Origin of the sequence: Pseudomonas sp. SORT22 (assembly GCF_018417635.1) — a bacterium.
Lineage (GTDB): Bacteria > Pseudomonadota > Gammaproteobacteria > Pseudomonadales > Pseudomonadaceae > Aquipseudomonas.
The window spans coordinates 2,589,136-2,613,683 of the sequence record NZ_CP071007.1 but is presented as its reverse complement, the minus strand read 5'-3'; the positions used below and the strand labels follow the sequence as shown (position 1 = coordinate 2,613,683).

General features: G+C 63.1%; 23 protein-coding genes, 1 tRNA gene and 1 pseudogene. 16 read left to right on the top strand and 9 right to left on the bottom strand.

The window, feature by feature from the left end; all coding sequences use genetic code 11:
* The first annotated feature begins 24 nt into the window (after nucleotides 1–24).
* Both JYG36_RS12205 and JYG36_RS12200 read left to right on the top strand, forming a co-directional pair.
* Nucleotides 25–327 carry a hypothetical protein gene (locus JYG36_RS12205; RefSeq protein ID WP_213604125.1) on the top strand — a complete coding sequence of 101 codons (303 nt, stop codon included), beginning with the start codon at nucleotides 25–27 and terminating at the stop codon, nucleotides 325–327.
* A gap of 112 nt (nucleotides 328–439) precedes the next feature.
* Nucleotides 440–703, top strand: coding sequence for a PAAR domain-containing protein (locus JYG36_RS12200; RefSeq protein ID WP_213604122.1), 264 nt, complete (start codon nucleotides 440–442; stop codon nucleotides 701–703).
* A gap of 51 nt (nucleotides 704–754) precedes the next feature.
* Here the strand turns inward: JYG36_RS12200 and JYG36_RS12195 are convergent, their stop codons facing one another.
* Entirely contained in the window at nucleotides 755–961 is a 207-nt protein-coding gene (locus JYG36_RS12195; RefSeq protein WP_213604120.1) for a hypothetical protein, read from the bottom strand.
* A 367-nt stretch (nucleotides 962–1,328) separates the two neighbouring features.
* Between JYG36_RS12195 and JYG36_RS12190 the strand changes: the two genes are divergently transcribed.
* Entirely contained in the window at nucleotides 1,329–2,159 is an 831-nt protein-coding gene (locus JYG36_RS12190) for a class I SAM-dependent methyltransferase (RefSeq protein WP_213604118.1), read from the top strand.
* Nucleotides 2,160–2,221: 62 nt separating this feature from the next.
* On the top strand, nucleotides 2,222–2,422 hold the full coding sequence (locus tag JYG36_RS12185; protein ID WP_213604116.1) for a hypothetical protein: 201 nt from the start codon (nucleotides 2,222–2,224) through the stop codon (nucleotides 2,420–2,422).
* 129 nt (nucleotides 2,423–2,551) lie between these two features.
* On the opposite strand, the gene JYG36_RS12180 is transcribed toward JYG36_RS12185, so the two are convergent.
* From JYG36_RS12180 to JYG36_RS12160, 5 genes are all read right to left on the bottom strand, one after another.
* A tRNA-Gly gene (locus JYG36_RS12180) sits at nucleotides 2,552–2,627 on the bottom strand.
* A gap of 63 nt (nucleotides 2,628–2,690) precedes the next feature.
* The gene (gene pgsA, locus JYG36_RS12175; RefSeq protein WP_010221879.1) at nucleotides 2,691–3,251 is read right to left on the bottom strand and encodes a CDP-diacylglycerol--glycerol-3-phosphate 3-phosphatidyltransferase; all 561 of its coding nucleotides are present in this window, start codon (nucleotides 3,249–3,251) and stop codon (nucleotides 2,691–2,693) included.
* A gap of 32 nt (nucleotides 3,252–3,283) precedes the next feature.
* The gene (gene uvrC / locus JYG36_RS12170) at nucleotides 3,284–5,107 is read right to left on the bottom strand and encodes an excinuclease ABC subunit UvrC (protein ID WP_045194013.1); all 1,824 of its coding nucleotides are present in this window, start codon (nucleotides 5,105–5,107) and stop codon (nucleotides 3,284–3,286) included.
* Between the two features lie 8 nt (nucleotides 5,108–5,115).
* Nucleotides 5,116–5,754: a response regulator transcription factor GacA gene (gene gacA / locus JYG36_RS12165; RefSeq protein ID WP_010221877.1), complete on the bottom strand. Its 639-nt coding sequence runs from the start codon at nucleotides 5,752–5,754 to the stop codon at nucleotides 5,116–5,118.
* Between the two features lie 100 nt (nucleotides 5,755–5,854).
* Nucleotides 5,855–6,241, bottom strand: a complete 387-nt coding sequence (locus JYG36_RS12160; RefSeq protein ID WP_195884391.1) for a helix-turn-helix domain-containing protein — start codon at nucleotides 6,239–6,241, stop codon at nucleotides 5,855–5,857.
* A 649-nt stretch (nucleotides 6,242–6,890) separates the two neighbouring features.
* Here JYG36_RS12160 and JYG36_RS12155 point away from each other — a divergent pair.
* The 11 genes and pseudogenes from JYG36_RS12155 to JYG36_RS26605 all read left to right on the top strand — a co-directional run.
* A complete protein-coding gene (locus JYG36_RS12155) occupies nucleotides 6,891–8,198 on the top strand; it encodes a nucleotide sugar dehydrogenase (protein WP_045194015.1) in 1,308 nt (435 codons plus the stop codon).
* A gap of 192 nt (nucleotides 8,199–8,390) precedes the next feature.
* A complete protein-coding gene (locus tag JYG36_RS12150; protein WP_213604113.1) occupies nucleotides 8,391–9,923 on the top strand; it encodes a glycosyltransferase in 1,533 nt (510 codons plus the stop codon).
* A 15-nt stretch (nucleotides 9,924–9,938) separates the two neighbouring features.
* The gene (locus tag JYG36_RS12145) at nucleotides 9,939–11,090 is read left to right on the top strand and encodes a PilZ domain-containing protein (protein ID WP_213604111.1); all 1,152 of its coding nucleotides are present in this window, start codon (nucleotides 9,939–9,941) and stop codon (nucleotides 11,088–11,090) included.
* A gap of 24 nt (nucleotides 11,091–11,114) precedes the next feature.
* Complete coding sequence (locus JYG36_RS12140) at nucleotides 11,115–12,566, top strand: SEL1-like repeat protein (protein ID WP_093381743.1); 1,452 nt, start codon at nucleotides 11,115–11,117, stop codon at nucleotides 12,564–12,566.
* Nucleotides 12,563–14,014: an alginate export family protein gene (locus JYG36_RS12135; RefSeq protein ID WP_213604109.1), complete on the top strand. Its 1,452-nt coding sequence runs from the start codon at nucleotides 12,563–12,565 to the stop codon at nucleotides 14,012–14,014. The genes JYG36_RS12140 and JYG36_RS12135 overlap by 4 nt, the downstream gene beginning before the upstream one ends.
* A 14-nt stretch (nucleotides 14,015–14,028) precedes the next feature.
* Nucleotides 14,029–15,456 (top strand): MBOAT family O-acyltransferase, encoded by a 1,428-nt coding sequence (locus JYG36_RS12130; RefSeq protein ID WP_045194019.1) that lies wholly within the window; start codon nucleotides 14,029–14,031, stop codon nucleotides 15,454–15,456.
* 9 nt (nucleotides 15,457–15,465) lie between these two features.
* Nucleotides 15,466–16,560, top strand: coding sequence for an alginate O-acetyltransferase (locus JYG36_RS12125; protein WP_213604107.1), 1,095 nt, complete (start codon nucleotides 15,466–15,468; stop codon nucleotides 16,558–16,560).
* 10 nt (nucleotides 16,561–16,570) lie between these two features.
* The gene (locus JYG36_RS12120; RefSeq protein ID WP_093381735.1) at nucleotides 16,571–17,215 is read left to right on the top strand and encodes an alginate O-acetyltransferase AlgF; all 645 of its coding nucleotides are present in this window, start codon (nucleotides 16,571–16,573) and stop codon (nucleotides 17,213–17,215) included.
* Between the two features lie 2 nt (nucleotides 17,216–17,217).
* A complete protein-coding gene (locus JYG36_RS12115; protein WP_045194022.1) occupies nucleotides 17,218–18,621 on the top strand; it encodes an alginate O-acetyltransferase AlgX-related protein in 1,404 nt (467 codons plus the stop codon).
* A complete protein-coding gene (locus tag JYG36_RS12110) occupies nucleotides 18,612–19,727 on the top strand; it encodes a polysaccharide lyase (RefSeq protein WP_213604105.1) in 1,116 nt (371 codons plus the stop codon). Before JYG36_RS12115 ends, JYG36_RS12110 begins: the two co-directional genes overlap by 10 nt.
* A 17-nt stretch (nucleotides 19,728–19,744) precedes the next feature.
* Nucleotides 19,745–20,905 (top strand): annotated as a pseudogene (locus tag JYG36_RS26605) (right-handed parallel beta-helix repeat-containing protein); the annotation flags it as partial.
* Between the two features lie 285 nt (nucleotides 20,906–21,190).
* Here JYG36_RS26605 and JYG36_RS12100 read toward each other — a convergent pair.
* Together JYG36_RS12100 and JYG36_RS12095 are read right to left on the bottom strand one after the other, a co-directional pair.
* A complete protein-coding gene (locus JYG36_RS12100; RefSeq protein WP_213604103.1) occupies nucleotides 21,191–21,622 on the bottom strand; it encodes a GNAT family N-acetyltransferase in 432 nt (143 codons plus the stop codon).
* An 18-nt stretch (nucleotides 21,623–21,640) separates the two neighbouring features.
* Entirely contained in the window at nucleotides 21,641–22,039 is a 399-nt protein-coding gene (locus tag JYG36_RS12095; protein ID WP_093381728.1) for a DUF488 domain-containing protein, read from the bottom strand.
* Between the two features lie 128 nt (nucleotides 22,040–22,167).
* Here JYG36_RS12095 and JYG36_RS12090 point away from each other — a divergent pair, with 128 nt between their 5' ends.
* The gene (locus JYG36_RS12090) at nucleotides 22,168–23,784 is read left to right on the top strand and encodes an inorganic phosphate transporter (protein WP_213604101.1); all 1,617 of its coding nucleotides are present in this window, start codon (nucleotides 22,168–22,170) and stop codon (nucleotides 23,782–23,784) included.
* A gap of 62 nt (nucleotides 23,785–23,846) precedes the next feature.
* Here JYG36_RS12090 and JYG36_RS12085 read toward each other — a convergent pair whose 3' ends face one another.
* A complete protein-coding gene (locus tag JYG36_RS12085; RefSeq protein ID WP_213604100.1) occupies nucleotides 23,847–24,542 on the bottom strand; it encodes a glutathione S-transferase N-terminal domain-containing protein in 696 nt (231 codons plus the stop codon).
* Nucleotides 24,543–24,548: the final 6 nt, after the last annotated feature.

Below are 24,548 nucleotides of genomic sequence, written 5' to 3'. Positions count from 1 at the left end.
GATACGGTTAGTAAGGTGACCACAATGGACATTGACGAAAAATGGGAAGAAGCCATAGTTTCTTTAACTTTAGCCGCAAGAACCAACGCGGGTGTATCCCAAGACAGGATTGACCAAGCACTGCAATGCACAATTGAGCTTTGTCACAAATACAAAGGAAAGAGAGGCATCCCAATGAAAATTGTGAATACATTAATTGACATGCAGTCCAGCCTAATTACTTGTGGGGATAGACACCTTAACGAACTAAACAATAAGGACCAAGCTAGAAAAATTTACGGTGTAGCGACGAACCTGTCCTCCATTGCTCGAGAGATGACCACATGACCCACGTTTGTCGTGCATATTAGTGCAGCGATTTGCCTGCATTTATTTGATAAGTAAATGAATTGCGCGACGCAATTCCTCCGAACAATAACACTCAGTTGGGCAGCGCGTAATGAGAAAGATAGTTCGCCTTGGAGATTCCACAGATCACGGAGGCTCAGTCATTGAGTCCTTATCTCCCACCAACCTCAACGGCAAACCAATAGCCGGCAAAGGCAACCTAGTCTCCTGCCCACTCTGCAAAGGCATCTTCCCCATCATCGAAGGCAGTAGCACCTACAGCATCAACGGTATCCCGGTCGCGCTCGACGGCATGAAAACCGCCTGTGGCGCCAGCCTGATTGCCAGCGCCTCTCACGGCAGCGTGCATCGATAACCCGAAACCAAAGAGCACTTTGTTCGCACGGATTGCGACCACACCTCAGCGTCAACGGAGGATGAGGCCATGGGCCAACTGAAAACCCGAATTGCCGAGCCGAAGCAAGCCCTGCAACAGCTTGTCGAGCACAACGTCCACAACCCGGACGACGATGACCACTGGAGCGGCGTGCTGTTCTTCTGCGCCACGGACGAACGTACCCGTACCCTGGTCGAGCAGGTTGAAATCCTCGCCAGCGAGCTGTTCTTCGAACATCCTCGACAACCTTTTGCGCGACTATTGCGCCAAGCACTACGCCTACGACGAACGCGGCAACCTCGGGTGACCACTCAACCAATTTGCAAGACAATGTGTCCAGGCGACCGGTCAGTCGAGTGTATGAAATGTCGTTGAGGCGCGTACCAGAGCCTTGGCTGAAAGCATTAAGCAAAAGCGCCATGCTTCGCGCCCTGACCACTTGCGATTTCTCCCCATCCCGCCGCTTGCCCTGTGCACGCTCCTTGCCCGAAGATCCAGCCTGGCGATAGCAGATCGTCGAAACAACTCAGGCAAAGGACTTACCGTGAACAACAAGAAATCGCCAAACTCAGGCGACAGCCTCTCACCGCCCTGGACCACCCATATGCCGCGCGCACTGCACCAGCTGGAGCAGTTTCGCCGCGAGTACACTCGCAACTGGCGGGTCAATGCCAACAGCCACCGCAACCAGGGACACTATGCCTGGATGACCGCTCAGGTTGAGGGCTACCTGCGCCTCCTGGAGATTGGTTGCGGCGTCGGCCATTCCACCCTGGCGCTGCTGAAAAATGGTCACAGCGTGGTCTGCGTGGAAGAGAACCCCCACTGCATTGCAGCCACTCAGGCCCTGCTCTCAGAACACGGCTACTCGGTCGCGGTCATTGCACGCGAATCTGCCCAAAGCCTGGACGACAACGCCTACCGACTCGACTACTGCGCGCCGGGTGATGCGCCCAAGGCCGACTGCCTGCTGATCGAAGGCGATGCCCTGGGTGACCCGCAGCTTGAGCAGTGGCTCAAGGCCCAACCTCGATTCGACGCAGTGGCCTGCTGGCTGCTCGGCACCCACAACGCCCGAGGCCACAACGTCGCGGTGGACACTCGCCTGATGCCAACCGCCTTCGAGCACCGAATTTTCGTGCAGAACAGCGTCTATGAACTGGCCGATGAAGTGCTGCGTCCCGGCGGATTGTTGAGCGTGATCGACCGTGGGCAAACACCCGACACGGACGTTCTCAAGCACGCCATCCTTGGCGGTCACCGTGATCAGGCCAGTGTCACCTCATTGCAGGTCGAGAAGCTGGAGCACACGCCCTACATGCACACCCGCGAGGAAGGTGCGATGGGGATGCAACTGACAGCCCCCGTAACCTCTGCCGTACCGACCGGTCCCGTGACGCTGTCGCTGACGGCGGTTACTTCGCGCAAACCCTGAAGCGGCTGCCCCGCCCTGCGTGGGCGGGCACTGCCACTTCACAGACCGTCAATGGAGAGCCAATGGACAACCCGCACCGAAACCTCAAGGCCGCTGCCGATATCCGCCAAACCCTGAAGGCCCTGCAAGAAAGCCTGCCACTTTTGGCAGCCAAAGGCTTTGCCAAGGAAGCGCACCGAATTGGCGAAATCGTCAAAGACACGCAGAAGACGATGGACCGCATTGCCGTAGACACGGATGGTGAATTCATCTCAAGGCACTGATGGTTCAACGATGCGTCAGTGCCCTGGACCAGACACCTGCCCAGCACCGAACAGCAGAAACGAAAAAAGGCCCCGAAGGGCCTTTTTTCTATCACCACAGCACTCTGCTGAATGCTGTAGCGCCATATTTGGAGCGGGAAACGAGACTCGAACTCGCGACCCCGACCTTGGCAAGGTCGTGCTCTACCAACTGAGCTATTCCCGCGTCGTGATGGGGGCTATTGTAACGATTCAATAAATCTCGTCAAGCCCTTGATTCAAAAAAGCTTTATTTCTGCTCCGAGCCTTCGCGCAGGTGCGGCCAGGCGGCGCGCAGGTAGTGCACCATCGACCACAGGGTCAGGCCGGCAGAAATCATCAGCAAGGCGTAGCCAAGAATCACCCAGAAGGTCAGCACCGGCGGGTTGGCCAGCAGGATCACCAGGGCGAGCATTTGCGCTGCAGTCTTCCACTTGCCCAGGTTCGACACCGCCACGTGCGCCCTCGCCCCAAGCTCGGCCATCCACTCGCGCAGCGCCGAGACCACGATCTCGCGGCCGATGATCACCGCCGCCGGCAGGGTCAGCCAGAAGTTGGCGTGCACTTGCACCAGCAATACCAGGGCCACCGCCACCATCAGCTTGTCGGCCACCGGGTCCAGGAAGGCACCGAACGGCGTGCTCTGCTGCAGGCGACGGGCCAGGTAACCGTCCAGCCAGTCAGTGGCCGCGGCGATGGCGAAGACACTGCTCGCTGCGATATAGCTCCAGTGATACGGAACATAGAACAGCAAAATGAAGATCGGAATGAGCAGGACGCGAAGAACGGTAAGCAGATTTGGAATATTCATCGGCACAACTGGCTGCAAAGTGAGCGGGCATTCTACTCGCTATGCAGGTTGGCATAAATCGACTCGGCAAGCTTTTTACTGATTCCCGGTGCTTTGGCGATTTCTTCGACGCTGGCGCGGGTCAGCTCCTGCAAGCCACCGAAGTGTTTGAGCAGGTCGCGGCGACGTTTCGGGCCGACCCCGGCGACGCCTTCAAGGGTCGAGGTGCGGCGGGTCTTGCCGCGGCGGGCGCGGTGGCCGGTGATGGCGAAGCGGTGGGCTTCGTCGCGAATCTGCTGGATCAGGTGCAGCGCTGGCGAGTCGCCCTTGAGGGTGAACTCATGGGCCACGTCGTTCAGGTACAGGGTTTCGAAACCGGCCTTGCGCGTGGTGCCCTTGGCCACCCCGAGCAAAATCAGGTCGGGCACCGCCAGTTCCTGCAGCACTTCACGGGCCATGTTCAGCTGGCCCTTGCCGCCGTCCACCAGCAGCACGTCGGGCAGCTTGCCCTCACCGTCCTTGAGCCGGCCAAAGCGCCGGGTCAGGGCCTGATGCATGGCCGCATAGTCATCGCCCGGGGTTACGCCTTCGATGTTGTAGCGGCGGTAATCGGACTTGAGCGGCCCTTCCGGGCCAAACACCACGCACGAGGCGACGGTGGCTTCGCCGCTGGAATGGCTGATGTCGTAGCACTCCAGGCGCTGCGGGGTTTCGTCCAGGGCCAGCACCTGGGCCAGGGCCTCGAAGCGCGAGGCCATGTGCTGGCGGTTAGCCAGGCGCGCGCCCAGTGCCTGCTCGGCATTGGTCACCGCCAGTTGCTGCCAGCGCGCACGGGTGCCGCGCACCCGGTGGCTGATGGTCAGCTCGCGGCCGCGCAGGGTTTCGATCGCGGCGGTGATGGCGGCAAAATCCTCGTGGACGACGTTGACGATCAGCTCGCCCGGCAGTTCGCGCTCGGCGTTGCCCACGTAATACTGCGAGAGGAATGCGGCCATGACCTCGGCCACCTCCTCCTCGATGCCCACTTGCGGGAAGAAGTTCTTGCTGCCCAGCACCCGCCCGCCGCGCACGCTGATCAGGTGCACGCAAGCACCGCCGGGGTTGACGAAGGCGGCGACGACATCGACGTCGCCGCTGCCGCCTTCCATGCTCTGCTGGTCCTGCACGCGGCGCAGCAAGGCGATCTGGTCGCGCAGCTCGGCGGCCCTCTCGAACTCCAGGGCCATGGCCGCCTGTTCCATCTCGGCGTTCAGCTCGTTGGTCAGCTGGTGGCTACGGCCTTCAAGGAACATCACCGAGTGGCGCACATCCACCGCGTATTCTTCGGGTTCGACCAGGCCGACACAAGGCGCCTTGCAGCGCTTGATCTGGTACTGCAGGCACGGCCGGGTGCGGTTGCTGTAGTAGCTGTCTTCACACTGGCGGACGAAAAAGGTCTTTTGCAGCAGGCTCAGGCTTTCGCGGATGGCGCCAGCGCTGGGGTACGGGCCGAAGTACTTGCCCTTCTGCTTCTTCGCCCCACGGTGGATGCCCAGGCGCGGGTAGTCGCCGTCGGAAAGAAACACATAAGGATAGGATTTGTCGTCGCGCAACAGGATGTTGTACGGCGGCCGCCATTCCTTGATCAGGGTCTGCTCGAGCAGCAGCGCCTCGGTCTCGTTGGCGGTGATGGTGGTTTCGACCTGGGCGATGCGCGCCACCAGGGCAGCCGTCTTCGGCGCCAGGCCAGCTTTGCGAAAGTAACTGGCGAGGCGCTTCTTGAGGTTCTTGGCCTTGCCCACATACAGCAGCCGGGCCTCAGCGTCGAACATCCGGTAGACGCCCGGGCGACCGCTACAGGTCGCCAGGAATGCGCTTGAATCGAACACAGGTGTCATGAATGCGCTCAGAGACTGGCGTCAACCATGCCGTGGCGGACCGCCAGCAGCGTCAGCTCGACGTCGCTGGTGACCGAGAGTTTTTCGAAGATCCGGTAACGGTAAGTATTGACCGTTTTCGGTGACAGGCACAGCTTGTCGGAGATGATCTGCACCTTCTGGCAACCGACGATCATCAGTGCGATCTGGATTTCCCGCTCCGACAACGCATCGAACGGCGAGCCTTGCGGCTGGAACGACTTGAGCGCCAGTTGCTGGGCAATCTGCGGGCTGATGTAGCGCTGGCCGGCAAACACCAGGCGAATGGCCTGGACCATTTCGTCCAGCCCGGCGCCCTTGGTCAGATAGCCGGCGGCGCCAGCCTGCAACAGGCGGGTGGGGAACGGGTCTTCTTCGCAGACGGTCACCGCCACCACTTTCACGTCCGGGTGGCTGCGCAGCAGTTTGCGCGTCGCCTCCAGGCCGCCGATACCGGGCATTTTCACATCCATCAGGACCACGTCGGGCTTGAGCTCGCGCGCAACCTTCAGCGATGCCTCGCCAGAGTCGGCCTCGCCCACCACCTGCAAGCCATCGATATCGGCCAGCATGCGCGTGATGCCCGTACGCACCAGATCGTGGTCATCGACCACCAGCACCCTAATCAAGCAGACACCTCGCACTGCGGCGGTAATTGGATCCCGCCACCTTAGCAAAAAATACAGCCGTAGACCTAACGGAAGACGTCATTTACCTGACGTCATTTTTTTATTTGCCCGACAGTCGCCCGTACATCCCGCGCTCATAGCCGCCCGCTCTCGCCGGCGGCATCTGGGCACGCTCGGCAAGGCTGCCGAGCAACTGCCGGACGGCAGCCTGGTCGGCCTCTTGCAGCAGGCGAAAACTATTGAGCAACTGTTCTTCCTGGGTGTTCAGGCTGCTGTGTTCGACCGGCGTGTGCACTCCGCTCAATACATACAACGCGTCGACCCCGCGCGCCGCCACTGCCGCCAGGTAGTCGGCCTTGGGCGTGCGCTCGCCGCTTTCATACTTGCCCTGGGCGTTGGGCTCTACCCCGCCAATGTCGCCAAAGGCGCGCTGGGTCAGGCCCAGCCGTTCTCTTTCTTCCCTGATACGCGAACCGATTCCGTTCATTTGCTTGGCGTCCTTTATCCAGCATCCGGATGGATGAGCACACAGCCGTCAATGGCGTGCCTCGAACGAAGCCCGAACTATGCCGCGATCAGCCGCGCGGCACAAGTCAAAGCCCGCCCTACCTGTCCGGGGTTGTCTGGACAACCTGCAACTCTGCCCCACACTTGTTACTCAAGGCGCTAATAAGCCAACAACTTTGCTTAATAGCTAAAGTGCCATCACCGACGAAATCAACAGCCACTAATACAACAGCGCGGGGAGAATAAAGAAGTTCCATAGCGCATGCAAAAGCCCCGTCAAAAAAACCGTGAAAATCGTCAAAAGCCACAGATGCAACGGCTTTCTGGCGCCATTTTCTCGGCAAAATGCCGATATCGGATTTTTGACGTCGAACTAACAACAAACTTTATCTTATTGATTTATAAGGGTTTTTAAACTTTAACAGAGCAGATTTAAACTTTATCCAAGCAAGAGTTAGAGACTGCTTGCCGAAGTTAAAAAAACTCCCTTAGGATGTAATAAGACAACGAAAAAACGCTTGCATCGCCTCCTTTTAGCGCGCTGCTTTTTCTTGCGCGTCTGCCGCGTCGACCATGCCGTTTAACTGAGTATCTCGGTCAGCTTTCGCTGCACCTTGGGAGAGGGAACTATGAATATCAGTATTTTTGGATTGGGTTATGTAGGCGCTGTCTGTGCCGGTTGTTTGTCTGCACGGGGCCATCAGGTGCTGGGCGTGGATATCTCGCCGGCCAAGATCGACATGATCAACCAGGGCAAGTCGCCCATTGTCGAGCCGGGCCTTGAGCAACTGCTGCTCGATGGCGTGCGCCATGGCCGCCTGCGCGGTACCACGGATGTCCAGGCTGCGGTACTGGCTACAGAGATGTCGCTGTTGTGCGTGGGTACCCCAAGCAAGAAAAACGGCGACCTGGACCTGGTCTACATGGAAGCGGTGTGCCGCGAAATCGGCACCGCCATGCGCGACAAGGCCAGCCGTCATACCGTCGTGGTGCGCAGCACCGTGCTGCCCGGCACGGCCAAGAACGTGGTGATTCCGATCCTCGAGAAGTACTCCGGCAAGCGCGCCGGCATCGACTTCGGCGTGGCGGTCAACCCCGAGTTCCTGCGCGAAAGCACCGCGATCCAGGACTACGACTTTCCGGCCATGACCGTGATCGGCGAACTGGACGCGCAATCGGGCGACCTGCTGCAGTCGCTGTACCAGGGCCTGGACGCCCCGGTGATTCGCAAGTCGATCGAAGTCGCCGAGATGATCAAGTACACCTGCAACGTCTGGCACGCGACCAAGGTCAGTTTTGCCAACGAGATCGGCAACATCGCCAAGGCCTCCGGCGTCGATGGCCGCGAGGTGATGGATGTGGTCTGCCAGGACTACAAGCTCAACCTGTCGCGCTACTACCTGCGCCCCGGATTCGCCTTCGGTGGCTCGTGCCTGCCCAAGGACGTGCGCGCCCTCACCTACCGCGCCGGCCAGCTGGACGTCGAGCACCCGCTGCTGGCCTCGATCATGGCCAGCAACCGCAACCAGGTGAAGAACGCCTTCGAGCTGATCACCCGCCAGGACAAGCGCCGCATCGGCCTGCTGGGCCTGAGTTTCAAGGCCGGCAGCGACGACCTGCGCGAAAGCCCGCTGGTGGAGCTGGCGGAAATGCTCATCGGCAAAGGCTACGAGCTCACCATCTACGACGCCAACGTCGAGTACGCGCGGGTGTTCGGTGCCAACCGCGAATACATCGAATCGAAGATCCCCCACGTTTCGTCGCTGCTGTGCAACGACCTGCAGCAGGTGATCCGCGACGCCGAGGTGGTGGTGCTGGGCAACAACGATGACCGTTTTGCGCAAGCCCTGGATGCCAGCGATGGCAAGCAGATCATCGACCTGGTCGGCTTCATGGCCCACGGCAGCGATGCCCGGCGTGAAGGTATCTGCTGGTAAGGCCCCGTACTCCAGCACAGAGCACTCCAGCCAGAAAGTACTCCATCCAGAGAGTACCCGGCGATTGACCCAGGCGCCCCGCCTGACTGACTGCCCACCTGCCTCCTGCCCGGCCGGCCTTGTCCTGGCCAGGCGCGAACAGTGCGCATGTCATTCAGCCGGGTGCGGCCCGAACACAGGAGCAACGACTACATGGAACGACAGCAACAGCCGCCCTCGGGCCGGCCGGACTACCTGCAGGCAGGCGCGCGGTTTTGCGCCTGGGCCTGCCTGTTCGGCCTGATTGCGCTGGCGTCGGAGATGGTCGCGCCGCAGTACCTCGACCCTGCGCACCATAAGTTCATCTTCATCATCGGTGCACTGGGCATGTGGCGCTATGGCAACGCCATCGTCCATTACCTGCGCGGCATGTACTTTCTGCACTGGAAGTTCCCGCGCATGCGCAAGGCGGTCGAGCGCATGGGCGATGCGGCGCTGCCGGCGCACATGTTCATGGTAGTGACCAGTTTTCGCATCCCCACCCACACCACCTTCAAGGTTTACCAGTCGGTGTTCCAGGAGGTGCAGCGGCTGAAGGTGCCGTGCACGGTGATTGCCTCGATCGTCGAGAAAGGCGACGAGCAGTTCATCAAAGAGATCATGCGCAACGAGGTCAAGGACCGCGATGACATCAAGCTGGTCATCGTCCGCGCCCGTGGCACCGGCAAGCGTGACGGCCTGGCCCATGCCTTTCGCGCCCTGTCACGGCAGATGCCACTGGAAGACTCGGTGGTCGGCGTGGTCGATGGCGACACCATGATGCTGCCCGGCTGCGTCGAGCGTGCGGTCAAGCTGTTTGCCTACCTGCCCAACGTCGGCGGCCTGACCACCAACGAGTTCTGCGAAGTCGAAGGCAGCAGCCTGATGCGCCAGTGGCACTCGATGCGCTTCGTCCAGCGGCACATCAACATGTGCTCGATGGCCTTGTCGCACCGGGTGCTGACCCTGACCGGACGGCTGTCGTTCTTTCGCGCCAGCGTCATGACCGACCCGGACTTCATCCGCGACGTCGAGGCGGATTTTCTCCAGCACTGGCGCCTGGGGCGCTTTCAGTTTTTGACCGGGGACGACAAGTCGTCGTGGCTGAGCCTGATGCGCGCCGGCTGGGACACTTTCTACGTGCCCGACAGCAACACCCTGACCGTCGAGCATCCACCAGACAACAGCTTCTGGCGCGCCACCCGCCAGTTGATGTTCCGCTGGTACGGCAACTCGCTGCGCCAGAACTTTCGTGCCACCGCCCTGCTCGGCCGCGCTCGCCTGGGCCTGTTCACCCTGTATGTGCTGCTCGATCAGCGGGTGTCGATGTGGACCTGCCTGATGGGCCTGACCGCCTCGGTGGTCGCCGGCATCTTGTTCGGCATCCAGTACCTGCTGGTGTACCTGTTCTGGGTGCTGCTGTCGCGCAGCATCGTCACCGTGCTGTTTCTGTTCGCCGGCCACCCGGTCAGCCCGGTGTACCCGTTCGTTCTTTATTACAACCAGATCATCGGCTCGCTGATGAAAGTCTACGCCCTGTTCCACATGGACCAGCAGAGCTGGACCCGGCAAAAAACCACATTAAGCAACGGCGCCGTCAACTTCGATGCCGCCCTGAACCGCTGGTCCTCGAAGGCGATGCTGTTTTCATCCATCGCGATTTTCTTCGGGGTCATCTCGGTTCTTCTCGAACTCACGCAACGTTAAGGAAAGGCGCCTGCCATGAGTAGCTCAAGCACACCCGCAGTACCGGCCAACGTAGTCCACGAAGCCATCGACGAACGCCAGTACGTGCGCACCAAACTCAATGCCCGGGTCAAGCTCAGCGCGGCCGGCCAGCCGCCGTTCGACAGCACCCTGCAGGACATCTCCCTGGGCGGCATCGGCCTGGTCCACCCCGAGCCGCTGAAGATCGGCAGCCTGTACCACGCCTCGATCCAGCTGCGCCTGAACCAGGTCGACCTGAACATCGACAGCCAGATCAAGATCGTCTCCCAGCGCGGCCAGGAAGTCGGCGCCCAGTTCGTCGAGCTCGATTCGCAAAAGCGCGACATCCTGCGCTACATCATCAGCGCCTACCTGTCGGGCGAAATCGCCGACATCAATGGCCTGTTCAACGTGATGCAGCGGGAAAACTACATCAAGGAACGCAAGCACAAGTACGCCAGTGCGCGCAGCTCCAGCGAGCGCCTCAAGGCCACCCTCGGCACCCTGCTGTATGCCGCCGCCGGCCTCGCCGCGCTGGGCTTTGTCGCCTACAAGTGCTACCTGCTGTTCTTCCGTATCCCGGCAGTACAGGCCCAGGTCTCGGCCAATGCCCAGGTCATCAGCATGCCCGACAACGGCTATGTGAAGTTCCTCCTGGCGCCGGGGCAGACCGAGGTCAAGGCCGGCGCGCCGGTGGCGAGCATTTCCACCCAGCTGGCCACCAGTTTCACCAGCCCGGCCGACATGAAGGCGGTGGCCGACCTCTCGCCCGGCGACCTGCAGACCCTGCTCGGGCGCGCCACCATCGAAACCGTGATCAACAGCCCGTGCGACTGCGAGCTGTACTTCCCGAGCAAGCCCCTCGACGGCTTTGGCTACAAGCAGGCGCCACTGGTGCATCTGCTGCCCAGGGATGAAGGCCTGTTCGTCACCGCCAACGTGCCGTTCGACAAGCTCGCCGACATCGGCCGGGTGACCTCGGTGGACCTCAAGGTGTTCGGCCTGGATGAGACCTTCAGCGGCAAGGTCATCGACTCTCGCGTCGATGAAGCCAACAAGAACCTGGCCCTGACCATCGCCCCCGACAGCCCGCTGCCACGCGCTGCGTACCAGAAGCCGGTGGCGGTGGACCTGTACCTGGGCCTGCCGTTCACGGCGTCGCGCTAAGCACCCCCAAGGAAGGAATAGGCAATGAATGCGAAGACGCCCTCCCGCCTGCTGCTGGCAGGCTTTGGCCTGGCCTGTGCCGGCAATGCCCTGGCCGGGCAAAGCCTGGAGCAGATCCGCTACGCGCTGTACAAGGACCCGAGCGCCAATGTCAGTGCCGACCTGCGCATCCTGGCCGAGCGCGGTGACCTGGCGTCCAAGCTGTTGCTCGGTGATGTGCTGGCCAACAGCGATGGCGCCAGCCGCGCAGACGTCATCGCCCTGTACAAGGAGGCGTTTGCCGACGGCCGCGGCCAGGTGCCGGCGCTGGCCTCGCTGGCGCGCCTGCTGGACCGCACCCCGAGCCTGCAAAAGGGCCAACAGCAGTGGATGGCCCAGGCCCTGACGCGTTACCCGGCGACCCTCGACCCGCGCAATGCCAGTACCACCCTGGAGGTGTTCTTGGTGTACCCGCAGCTGGTCTCCAGCGAACAGGCGGCGCAGTTGCTGGCGCTGTACCAACAGTCGTGCCTGCTCAACTGCCGTCCCGAGCTGTACCAGGCGGTGCTGGCCGAGCGCCAGGGCGACCGCGCCGGCGCCGAGCGCTGGTACCAGCAGGCAGTGCGCGTCGACGTGCGGGCGATCGACCGCTACTACCGCTTTCTCGGCGACGACCAGGACCGCACCTTCCCGGCCTTTGCCCGCAGCCTCGAAGCGCTGCGCCCGACCCTGGCGGTTGAAATCGTGCACCGCATCGGCTCGCTGCTCGACAGCATCAACAGCGTGCAGCGCGCCGAGCAGGAAGCCGACCGCTACCAGCGCCAGGCCAGTGCCATGGGCCCGGCGCGGGTGCAGCCGGACGCCGCGCAACTGGCCCTGGAGAAACAGCGCAGCGATGCCCTGGACCTCGCCCGCGGCGAAGCCCATCGCTGGCGTGACAACGCCGTCGAGCGCGGCTTCGTGCCGGCGATGGTGTCCAAGGCCAACTTTATGATTTCCAACCCCACCGAGCACAACGCCGAAGAGACCCAGGCGCTGATCGACCAGGTGCGGACCCGCGAAGCGACCCGGGCCAAGGCGCTGCAGGCCTCGTTCTACATGGTCAACAACTGGCTGACCCTGGACCCGGACAAGGCCCGCGCGCTGATCGACGAGCTGGTTGCCAGCCGCTACCCCGACGCCGAGCTGCTGCTGGCCGAGTACTACAGCAAGGGCGTGGCCGACCAGCCCGACCAGGACAAGGCCCTGCAGATTTTCCAGGCCCAGGCCCGGGCCGGCTCCACCGCCGCCTGGTACCGCATGGCCACCCTGCACGCTTACGGCCGTGCCATCTGCCATGACCCGGTCAAGGCCTACACCTACGCCCAGGTGGCCGTGGCGCTGGGCGAGAACGGTGCCCGCAGCCTGGTCACGCGCCTGGAAAAGACCCTGAAAAAGGATGACATCGCGCGCGCCCTGGCGGCACGCAACGATCTGTTGAAGGAGGCAACCCTGTGAAAGCCCACCACACCCTGTTCGGCGCCCTGCTGGCCCTGGCACCGCTGTACCCGGCGCACGCCCTGGAAGAAGTCACCGGCCCCGAGGCCGACAGCAGCGAGCCGGTGCGGGTCGCCAATGGCAGCGAGCCGGTGATCACCTCGGAGTTTTTCAACAAGCTCACCGTGCAAACCGGCTACGGCCCGGAGAACGCCGAAGTCGGCCGCAGCCGCGAGATGTTCTACAGCCTGCGCTACGAGCCGTCGTTCGCCTGGTACTCGCCGGAAAAACGCTGGGCCAAGTGGATGGTCTATGGCCGCCTGTGGCTTAACTACGACTCCAGCGAGTCGGCCAGCGTGCAGAACGAAAACGCCAACAACCTCGACCGCGAACAGCCCGAAGGCTGGTACGCCGAACTGCGCGAGCTGTATGTGAAACGCAACCTGCTCGGCGACGACCCGCGCTTTTCGCTGTCGGCCGGGCGCCAGCGCTATTTCGACGATTACGGCATCTGGTGGGACGACAGCATCGAGTCGCTGCGTTTCAACTACAACGACACCTTCTCCCGTGGCTTTGTCGCCGTGGCGCAGAAGTTCTACAACTACAACAGCGACGTCAATCGCCTGGCCGACAGCGAGGAGCGCACCACCTACCTGATGGGCGAGTACGCCTACCGCTGGAGCGAGCACAACTGGGCCGGCGTGCGCCTGATGCACGAGAATGACCACAGCGGCCACGACGCCGAAGACCGCTACGACTTCAAGGGCATGCGCTACGGGCTGTTCTTCAAGGCTGACGATCTTGACCTGACGCCGCTGTTCAGCGACTACCACCTGGAACTCGCGGGCCTGGACGGCAAGGTCGACAACACCGATGTCAACGGCCTCACCAGCAGCGGCCACAACGCCAGCGGCTGGGCGGCCCTGGGCGAAATCGGCAAGCGCTTCCACGACCTGCCATGGACACCACGGGTGGCCCTGCGCGGCGGCCGGACCGACAAGCCGAGCAACGACAACGACGGCTTTCGCCTGAATGCCATCCAGTCCGACCGCATCACCCGCCAGGGCAGCTACAGCACGCGCCTGGCCAGCTCTTTCGTCAGCCTCGACCTGCGCAATCTGAGCTACTACGGCATCGCCCTGGAAACCAACCCAACACCGCGCAGCGCCCTGGATTTTCGCCTCACCGAACTGAAGCTGCGCGATGCCAACGGCACCCTGCCGATTCGCCTTGAAGGCGACCAGCGCAGCGAGCGCAACCGCGCCATTGCCCAGGGCAACCACGGCGGCGGCAAGGACGTCGGGCAGATGCTCGACCTCAACTACTACTGGAAGATGTTTCCGGTGGCCATCGACGGCAAGCACCTGGACGTCAACGCCCTGGTCAGCGCCAGCTACCTCAACGCCGGCAACGCCCTGGACAGTGGTGATGACTACCAGCTGACCTTCGGCGTCGTGGTCAGCTACTAAGGACGGAACCCGAGATGATCTTCGCCTCCAACGTCTTCCTGTTCCTCTACCTGCCGTTGTTCCTGGCCGTGTACTTCCTCGCCCGGGCGCCGTGGCGCTCGACGGTGATCGTCGCCGCCAGCTACATCTTCTATGCCTGGTGGCGGCCGGACTTTTTGCTGCTGTTCGTCGCCATCACCTACTGGAACTACTGGTTCGGCCTGCGCATCAAGGCGCGCCTGGATGCCGGCGACAAGCGCTGGGCGTTCCGCCTGCTGTGGATCGGCATCATCGGCAACCTGTCGACCCTGGGCTACTTCAAGTACGCCAACTTCGGCGCCGAGGTGCTGGCCGCCCTGCTCGCGCCGCTGGGCATCAACACCTTCACCCTGGAGACGATCTTCCTGCCGCTGGGTATCTCCTTCTATGTGTTCCATGCCCTGAGCTACATCGTCGACATCTACCGCAAGGACGCCACGCCGACCAACAACTTCATCGACTTCGCCGCCTTCGTCGCGCTGTTCCCGCACCTGGTGGCCGGCCCGATCCTGCGCTATAGCCAGCTGGCACCGCAGCTGCGCCAGCGCACCCATTCGCTGGAGCTGTTCTCGCTGGGCGTGTGCCGGTTCATGCTCGGCTTCATCATGAAGGTGCTGATCGCCGACCAGCTGGCGCCGATCAACGTGCTGTTCATCAGCGAAGGCACCCTGCAATTGAGCGATGCCTGGTTCGGCCTGGTGGTCTCGACCCTGCAGCTGTACTTCGACTTCGCCGGCTACAGCCACATGGCCCTGGGCCTGGCCTTGATGATGGGTTTCCGTTTTCCGGAAAACTTCAACCAGCCGTATGTGTCGCAGAGCATCACCGAGTTCTGGGCGCGCTGGCACATGACCCTGGCGCACTTTCTGCGCGACTACGTGTACATGCCGCTGGTGCGCAAGCGCATCGCCGGGGCGCTGCCGGCGCTGGTCTACACCATGCTGCTGTCAGGGCTGTGGCACGGCGCCAGTTTTGCCTTTATCTGCTGGGGGCTGTTCTTCGGCTTGGGCATGGTCATCGAGCGCAAATTCAACCTGGCGACCAAGATCACCACGCCCTACCACCTGGGCCGCAACCTGCGCACCTTCGTGCTGATCATCCTGAGCATGCCGCTGTTCTTCACCAACGACCTGCGCCACAGCATCGACATCTACCAGGCGCTGTTCGGCCTCAACGGCCTCGGTTCGCTGGACCTGTACGTGCTTGGCGCCTCGAAGATGGCCATGTCGTTCGCCGCCATCGCCCTGTGCTGGCTGGTGCTGGCCGGCAGCAACAACGTGCGCTTCTACGCCGGCAACAAGGAGCAGTACTTCATGCGCCATGTCGGCGGCCTCAAGGCCCTGCTGCTGTGGGCCGGCTTTGCCCTGGCGCTGAGCAGCCTGGCGGCGCATTCGTTCTCGCCCTTTCTGTACTTTCAGTTCTAGGAGACCGCCATGTACCCGGTCATGAATTCGGCCAGCAAGGTCAACGGCATTGCCTTCGGCGTCCTGCTGGCGGGCATGTTCGTCTACTCGCTGCCCCCGGTGTTCAGTTTTGCCCGCAACCAGACCGACGCCTGGAACCTGTTCGTCGACGGCAAGCTGCTGCGCAAATTCGAGCAGGTCTACGACAAGCGCTTCTTCCTCCGTGAGCCGTCGGTCGAGCTGTGGGCCAACGCCCAGTACCGGCTGTTCGACGAAGGCACCAAGGGCGTGGTGCTGGGCAAGGACGGCTGGCTCTACACCAACCAGGAATACCGCGTGCCGAACAACCTTGAGGCCAACCTCGACGGCCAGCTCAAGCGGATCGCCGAGGTCGAGCAGCAGCTCAAGGCCCACAACAAGCGCCTGATCGTGCTGCCGCTGCCGATGAAAGTCGATGTCTATGCCGCGCACACCCAACGCGCCGTCGACCCACGGGCGATCAGCCTCTACGACCGTTTCGTCGAGCGCCTGCAGGCGCAGGAGATTGCCGTCACGCCGTTGCGCTCGGCATTTCTGGCCAACCTTGCCGGCCCCGAGCTGTTCCTCAAGTCCGACACCCACTGGAGCCCGCAAGGCGCGCGCCTGAGTGCCTACGAGCTGGCCCGCCAGCACCCGGAACTGCTCGGTGACCAGCGTTACCTGTCGCACAAAGTCGCCGACAAGACGGTCAAGGGCGACCTGATGAACTACATCCAGTTCAACCACGCGCAACTGGCGCCGCAGTTCGGCCCCAACCAGATCGCCCTGTACGAAACCCTCAAGGCCGAGCAAAGCGCCAGCGACCTGTTCGCCAGCGAAAACCAGAGCCTGATGCTGGTGGGTACCAGCTACAGCAAGATCGATGACTGGAACTTCGTCGGCTTTCTCAAGGAGGCGCTCAACCGCGACCTGCTGAGCGTGTCGGTGGAAGCCCGCGGGCCGTTCGAGGCCATGAGCCAGTTCCTTGCCAGCGACCAGCTGAGCAACCCCGAGATCGACACCGTGGTCTGGGAATTCCCCCTGCGCACCCTGCTCGCCCACCGCCTCGGCTCGCTGAGCCGCCCCGGCCAGACCCAACATTTCTAAGGAGAGACTGATGAACACTGCACTGCAACGCCTGCTCGCCACTTCCGCCCTGCTGCTGGGCAGCGCCGCCGTTCATGCCGCCGAAGGCAACGCCGACCTCTATGACGCCGTGGCCCCGGCCGACTCGGCCTTCGTGCGCGTGCTCAACCTGTCCGGCGGCAACATCGATGTGACCCTGAGCGGCAAGATTACCGCGCAACGGGTCGCCGCCGGCCAGCTCAGCGGTTACCGCTTCACCCCGGCCGGCGCGCACAAGATCGCCGTCGGCGGCACCGCCATCGAGCCGCAGCTCAAGGCCAACGCCGCCAGCACTGTAGTCTTTGATGGCAGCAAGCTGACCCTGATCGCCGACAAGTACGTCAACGAGCCGAAGAAGGCCCAGGTCGCCTTCTACAACCTGACCCCGGCCCAGGCAGCGCTGAAAACCGTCGATGGCAAGCACGTGATCGTCGACCCGCTGGGCAAGGACCAGACCGGCAGCCGCATGGTCAACGAGATCAAGATCGGCTTTGCCGCCTACGTCGATGAGCAGAACGTTGCCCAGTTCGACGAACTGTTCCTGAAAAAGGGCCGCTCCTACAGCTATGTGCTGCTGCCCAAGGGCGCCGGCTACCAGAGCATGAGCCTGGCCAACAGCATCGACCCGAGCGAGTGATCATGAAGCGCATTCTTCCCCTTGGCCTGGCGGCGCTGCTGGGCCCTCTGCTGAGCGCCCCGAGCGTGGCCGCAGAGCCCGCCAAGGCCAGTTGCACGAGCCTTGAGTGCATGGTCTGCCCGGGACTGAGCAACCCGCAGAATTACGCCGAAGGGCGCATGAAGCTGATGCGCGAAATCGTTCCGGCCAAGGACCGCTGGCTGTTCCGCTCGGCGGTCGACCTGACCAACGACTTCGGCATCCCGGCGCCCATGCGCCCGGAGTTTGCGCGCTTGATGGCCGCCTTTCGCCAACAGGGCATCCATGTGGCCATGGCGGTGCAACCGACCCGTGGCCTGATGCACCGCGACAAGCTTTACGCCGACAAGCTGCATGGCTTCGACTTTGCCCGCGCCAGCGGCAACCTGGAAAATTACCTGCAGCAATTGCGCGCCGGTGGCGCGGTGGTGCCGCCGTTGATGCAACTGGTGCACACCCCGCCCAAGGGCGAGTTCTTCTTTCGCCGTGACCACCACTGGACCCCGGCCGGTGCCCAAGCTACGGCGCGGCTGGTTGCCGAAGAAATCCGTCGCCAGCCGTTCTACGCCGACCTGAGCAAAAAAAGCTACCGCACCGAACCCGGGGTCATGGTGCCCAAGGACGGCACCCTGAACCTGGCGCTGAGCTATATCTGCGGCAACAACTACGGTTTCCAGTACGTGCGCGGCTACCAGACCATCCCCGAGGCCGCTGGTGCCGATGCGCTGTTCGACGACGCGCCGGACCCAGAGGTGATCCTGGTTGGCGACAGTAACGCCGCCGCCCGTGAAGACGAGAGCAAGCAGTTCAACTTCGACGGCTACCTCAAGCAGTACCTTGAGGTCGACATCCTCAACTACGCCCTGCCCGGCGTCGGCCAGGACGGCTCGCTGCTCGAATACCTGCTGTCAGAGAACTACAAGCCCAAGGCACCGCCGAAGCTGATCATCTGGGAACTGCCGGCCAACTACCAGCTGGAATCCGAGCAGATGTACCGCCAGCTGATCCCGGCGATCAAAGGCGGTTGCCCGGTGTCGACCGAAGTCCTGGCCAACCGGGTAGAGCGCCCGCCGCTGCGGGTCAACGAGCGCATCGAACTGCTCAGCAACGCAGGCGAAAACCGCAAGCACCTCGGTAACGGCCAGGGCTTTCTCGATATCCGCATCAGCGACAAGAACGTCAAGGATTTCTACGTGATCGTCTATTACGACAACGGCGCCCGCGACAAGGTCTGGTTTCGCCGCGAGGCGGTGGTTAGCGGCGGCCAGTACTACCTTGAGCTGAGCCGGGCCAAGGAATTTGCCGGGGCCAACCTGCTGTCGGTGTTCATGGAGCCGACCAAGCCCGGCACCGCCGCCACCCAAGTGGAAACCCGCGTATGCCTGTAAAGACCTGGACCGCGCTGGGCCTGGGCCTGTGCGCCAGCCTGCAGTTGGCCGACAGCCTGGCGGCCAGCTCGATCTGGCCACCGCGGGCCACCGCGCAATCGGCGATGATCGCCGACTACCGCACCTTAAGCTGCAGCAAACAAGCACCGCCGCCCTACACCGGCAGCCTGCAGCTACAGAGCAAGTACGACCAGCGCGACGCCAGCAAGTCGACCCTGCGCAGCAGCCCGGACGCCAACAGCGAACAGATCGGCAAGCAGGTCAAACAGTTCATCGGCGGCCTGATCTACGCCAGCAAGCGCTTCCAGCGGGCGAAGAATCCGCAGGAGGCGAACATGGCCCTGGCTTGCCAGGACCAGTGGCTGGAACGCTGGGCCGAGGCCGGTGCGCTGCTCAACCCCGACGCCAGCAGCACCGGCATGGCCGCGCGCAAATGGGCGGTGGCGGCCATGGCCTCGACCCTGCTGATGACCCAGGCCGCCAGTGACGCCAAGCTGCAACTGTCACCGGCGCAGCAGGCCTGGTTCAACCAGTTGGGCGAGCGCATCATCGCCGAGTACCAGCCGCGCCGCACCCCGGGCTTTACCTGGTTCAACAACCACGACTACTGGGCGGCCTGGGCGGTGGCGGCGACCGGCATGCTGGTGCAGCGCGACGACTTCATCCAGTGGGCCGACGGCAACCTGCGCCGCGGCCTGCAGCAGGCGGTGAAGTCCGCTGACGGCAGCTACGCCTACCTGCCGCTGGAAGTGGCGCGCAGCAAACTGGCCGCCACCTACAGCCAGTACGCCCTGGTGCCGCTGGTGTTGCTGGCCGAGTCGGCGCGGGCCAACGACCTGCCGTGGAGCAGCGACGATCAGCAGACCCTGGAGCTGCTGGCCAACTTCGCCGCCCGCAGCATCCTCGACCCCGACGGCCTGCCCGAGCTCAAGGGCAAATCGCAGAGCGACGTCGCCCCGTACAAACTGGCCTGGCTGATCCCCTTCCTGCAGCGCGCCCCGGGTAACCGCCTGGCCCGCCAGCTGTATGACAGCGAGGATGGCGAGGTCGACAACTACAGCCAGATCGGCGGCCCGCTCAAGCCGTTCTATCCCACACTGCCGTAACCCAAGGACGAACCGTCATGGCCATGCTTGCCCGCCCGCTTACCCTTTCCTGCCTGGCGCTGCTGTTCAGCGCCCTGACCCAGGCTGCCAGCCAGAGCTTGCCGCTGCAGCAAACACTGAGCCCGGTAGACAGCGTCGAACACCAGCGCGACCTGCAGCAGTTGCAGCAACAGGTCAGCCAGGCTGTGCAACTGCAGGTCAGCGAACGTCCGCGCCCGGCCGGCCGCGCCAGTGTCAGCCTGCAACCGATGTTCTCGTCACAGGCCGGCAGCTGGCCGTTCGAGCCGTTCGTCAACAACGGCCTGTTCCGCGCCATCGCCGGCTACCAGGCGCATCACCCGCAAGCGGTAATGGTGCGCGGCGGCAGCATCAGCCTGGCGCAACTGCACGATGCCCTCAACGACCCGAAGATCATCAAGCGCTACAAGGACGGCTACCTGCTCAGCTACCCGCTGGTGATCGCCAGCGACGGCGGCCTGTTGCTCGAAGGCACCAGCCTGTACCTGTACAGCTACTCCGGCACGGCGCTGATCAACCAGGGCTGGCTGGGCCTGAACCAATCGCGCCTGGAGAGCGTCGCCGGCGACAAGCCCGGCAGCACCGAGCGCGCCTGGCGGCCGTTCGTGGTGGCCTGGGCCGGTAGCCACACCCAGGTGATCGGCTCGACCCTCAACCGCCTGGGCTACAACGCCAACCTCTCGCGCGGCCTGAGCACCGCCCTGAGCAGCCAGCAGGCAGCCTCTACCCGCCCGGCCACGCTGATCATCCGCGACAGCCAGTTCAATGAACTGTCCAGCGCGGTAGAGCTGCAACACAGCCAGGCGCAGATCGACAACAGCCAGTTCGGCCAGTCCCAGCAGTACGCCATCGACGTGCGCGACAGCCAGGTCGTGGTACGCAATAACCAGCTACGCGGCATCGACAACAACAGCGGCATCCGCCTGCGTGGCCAGACCCGCGCACGTATCGAGCACAACCTGATCCTTGGCGCGCACAAGGCGGCCATCGAAGTCAGCGAGCAACAGGGTGCCCTGCTACTGAGCGGCAACTTGATTGGCGATAGCCGGGGCAACGGCATCCAGCTGCGCAACCTGACGCCGAGCGCAGCCGCACCGCTGCTGATCAGCGACAACCTGATCGGCAACAGCCAGGGCAGCGCCGTGGATGCCAGCGAGGTCGGCGCCGTCAGCCTGATCGGCAACCGCATCGGCAACAGCCCGGAATACGCCGTCAGCCTGCGCAATGCCACGCCGCTGGCCGGCCCCCTGACCTTGAGCGGCAACACCCTGGGCAAGGTCGGCAAGGCGGTGGTGCGGGTCGAGGGTGTGCAGCAGGTGGTGCTGGGGCCGAACACCTTCGAGGGCAAGCCGATTTTGCAGAACCTGCTGATTGGCGACCTGTTGCCGGTGCAGGGCCTGCTGCTCGAGGCGACCCAACGCCAGGGCTGCATAGTACGGGTCGAGCTAAGTGATCGCCCGCTGCATGCGCAAAAAGCACTCGTCTTCGCCGACGCAGACAAAGCCCTCGCGCAGGTACAGCAAGCGTGCCGGGTTGCTCCTGAACACCATCAGGCGCAGCAGCGGCAAGTGCCGTTGGCCGGTCCAGTCGGCCAGTTGCGTTAATACCCAACTGCCGATGCCGCGGCCGCGAAAACCTTCGAGCAGGTGCAGTTCACGGATGAACAGGGCCTGGCGGTCCTGGCTGAGGCTGAAGTAACCCAGCGGCTGTTCGGCGTCGCTGATCAGCCATTGCTCGCGCCACCCCCAGGCCTGGTCGAAGGCTTCTTCCTGCCAGAGCAGGTCGAACTCGCAGTAATAGGGCAGCATGGCCCGCCGGGTGAGGTCGCGGGCGAAGGTGCGGTGCTGGTCGGTGGCGGGGGTCAGTTGCACAGTCATAGTGGTTCTCTTCGCGGGTCAAGGTTTGAACTCGTCGGCATAACACACCGGCGAACTCCCCGGCCCCTGGCGCTCCAGCTCATCCTCAAGCCATTGCGCCAGCACCGTGGCATTGTTGTGCCCGGTGTCCTTGCCGGCATACAGCAAGGTCAGATCGCCCTGCCCGGCCATGCCCAGCAGTTTCCACCAGTGTGCCGGCTGCGCCGCCAGCTCCTGGCGGTAACGCTGGGCAAAGCCGGCAAAGTCCACTTCACCCTGATGAAACGCCTGGCGCAACGCCGTTGACGGCGCCACCTGCGGCAGCCACAGGGCCTGCAGCTGGTCCTTGCGCGTGTTGCGCGGCCACAGGCGGTCGACCAGCACCCGCTGGCCATCGGCAGCGTCCTGCGGGTCATAAACGCGTTTGCAGCGGATCATCGTTATCCTCCATCGGCAGGTCCCTTGATCCTAGGACTTTCCTTGACCGAGGTCACGGTGCTGTCACCGATTGTTTTTATCATGGCCGGGCAAGGCTAGACCCTTTCTGGTAACCCGGACCCGTCATCATGACCACCCCGACCCTGGCTGGCAGCCCATCGCTGGCCAACCACGATCCACGCCCACGTCTGGATCACAAACCCGGCCGTACCACCCTGACCCTGTTTTTCGGCCTGCTGGTGGCCGGCCTTGTATATACCGCCTGGAGCGTGTTGCGCGACATCGACGCCACCGGCACCGTCGTCACCACCTGGACCCCCTTCCTGCTGCTCGGCCTGGCGTTGCTGATTGCCCTGGGCTTCGAGTTCGTCAACGGTTTTCACGACACCGCCAACGCCGTCGCCACGGTGATCTACACCCATTCGTTGCCGCCGTCGGTGGCCGTGGTGTGGTCTGGCTGTTTCAATTTTCTTGGCGTGCTGCTGTCCAGCGGCGCGGTGGCCTTCGGCATCATCGCCTTGCTGCCGGTGGAGCTGATTTTGCAGGTTGGCTCTTCGGCCGGCTTCTCGATGGTGTTCGCCCTGCTGCTGTCGGCGATCATCTGGAACCTGGGCACCTGGTGGCTGGGCCTGCCGGCTTCGTCCTCGCATACCTTGATCGGCTCGATCATCGGCGTTGGTATCGCCAACGCACTGATGCACGGGCGCGACGGCACCAGCGGCGTGGACTGGGCCCAGGCCAGCAAGGTCGGCTATTCGCTGCTGCTCTCGCCGCTGGTGGGCTTTACCTGCGCGGCGCTATTGCTGCTGGCCCTGCGCATGCTGGTCAAGCGCCGCGAGCTGTACCAGGCGCCGGTCGGCAACACGCCGCCGCCCTGGTGGATTCGCGGGCTGCTGATCCTCACCTGCACCGGGGTGTCGTTCGCCCATGGCTCCAACGACGGGCAAAAAGGCATGGGCCTGATCATGCTGATCCTGGTCGGCACCCTGCCCATGGCCTATGCCCTGAACCGGACCATGCCGGCCGACCAGTCGCTGCAGTTCGCCGCCGTCGCCGAGGTCACCCAGCAGGCTTTGCAGCGCAGCGCCCCGCAAGCAGCGCCGGCGGACCCACGACAGACCCTCAGCGCCTTCATCCGCCAGCCACAGGCCAGCGACGAACTGCTGCCGGCCCTGGCGGCGCTGGCCGGGATGATCGGCAGCGAAGTCAAAGGCTACGGTTCGCTCAACCGGGTGCCCGCTGAGGCCATGGCCAACGTGCGCAACGACATGTACCTGACCTCCGAGGCCATCCGCCTGATCGACAAGCACCAACTGGCGCAGTTCGATGCCGATACCCAGGCCAAGGTGCAGCTGTTCAAGCAACAGATCGACAGCGCCACCCGCTACATTCCGTTGTGGGTGAAGATCGCCGTGGCCATCGCCCTGGGGCTGGGGACCATGGTCGGCTGGCGGCGCATCGTGTTGACCGTCGGCGAGAAGATCGGCAAGACCCACCTGACCTACGCCCAGGGCGCCTCGGCGGAGCTGGTGGCGATGTGCACCATTGGCGCGGCGGACATGTACGGGCTGCCGGTGTCGACCACCCACGTGCTGTCGTCCGGGGTGGCCGGGAGCATGGTTGCCAATGGCTCGGGCTTGCAGATGCGCACCCTGTTCAACCTGCTGATGGCCTGGGTGCTGACCTTGCCCGCGGCGATTGTGCTGGCCGGGGGGTTGTACTGGGTGTTTCGGCAGGTGTTTTAGTCATCGCGGGGCAAGCCCGCTCCCACAGGTATGTGCGAGCGGGCTTGCCCCGCGATTGGGCGCTAAGCAGGGATCTTCAACCCCCGCTCCACCGCCGGCCGCGCGACAAACGCCGCGAGCACGCGCTTGACGTTGGCAAAGTCGTCAAAGCCCACCAGCTCGCCCGCCTCATAAAAACCGATCAGGTTGCGCACCCAGGGCACAATGGCGATGTCGGCAATACTGTACTCGTCCATCACCCAGTCGCGCCCTTCAAGACGCTTGTCGAGCACCCCGAGCAAACGCCGCGACTCGGCCACGTAGCGGTCACGCGGGCGCTTGTCTTCATAGTCCTTGCCGGCGAACTTGTTGAAGAACCCTAGCTGGCCGAACATCGGCCCGATGCCGCCCATCTGGAACATCAGCCACTGCAGGGTCTGGTAGCGCTTGGCCGGGTCGGCCGGCAGCAGCTTGCCGGTTTTTTCCGCCAGGTAGATGAGGATCGCCCCGGACTCGAACAGCGCAAGCGGCTGGCCGCCCGGGCCGTTGGGGTCGAGGATCGCCGGGATCTTGTTGTTGGCGCTCAGGGAGATGAATTCGGGGGTGAGCTGGTCATTGCTCTCGAAGCTGACCTTGTGCACCTCGTAGGCCAGGCCGATCTCCTCGAGCATGATCGACACCTTGACGCCGTTGGGCGTGGGCAGCGAATACAGCTGCAGCAGCTCGGGCTGTTTGGCCGGCCATTTGCGGGTGATCGGAAATGCGCTGAGATCAGTCATGAACAG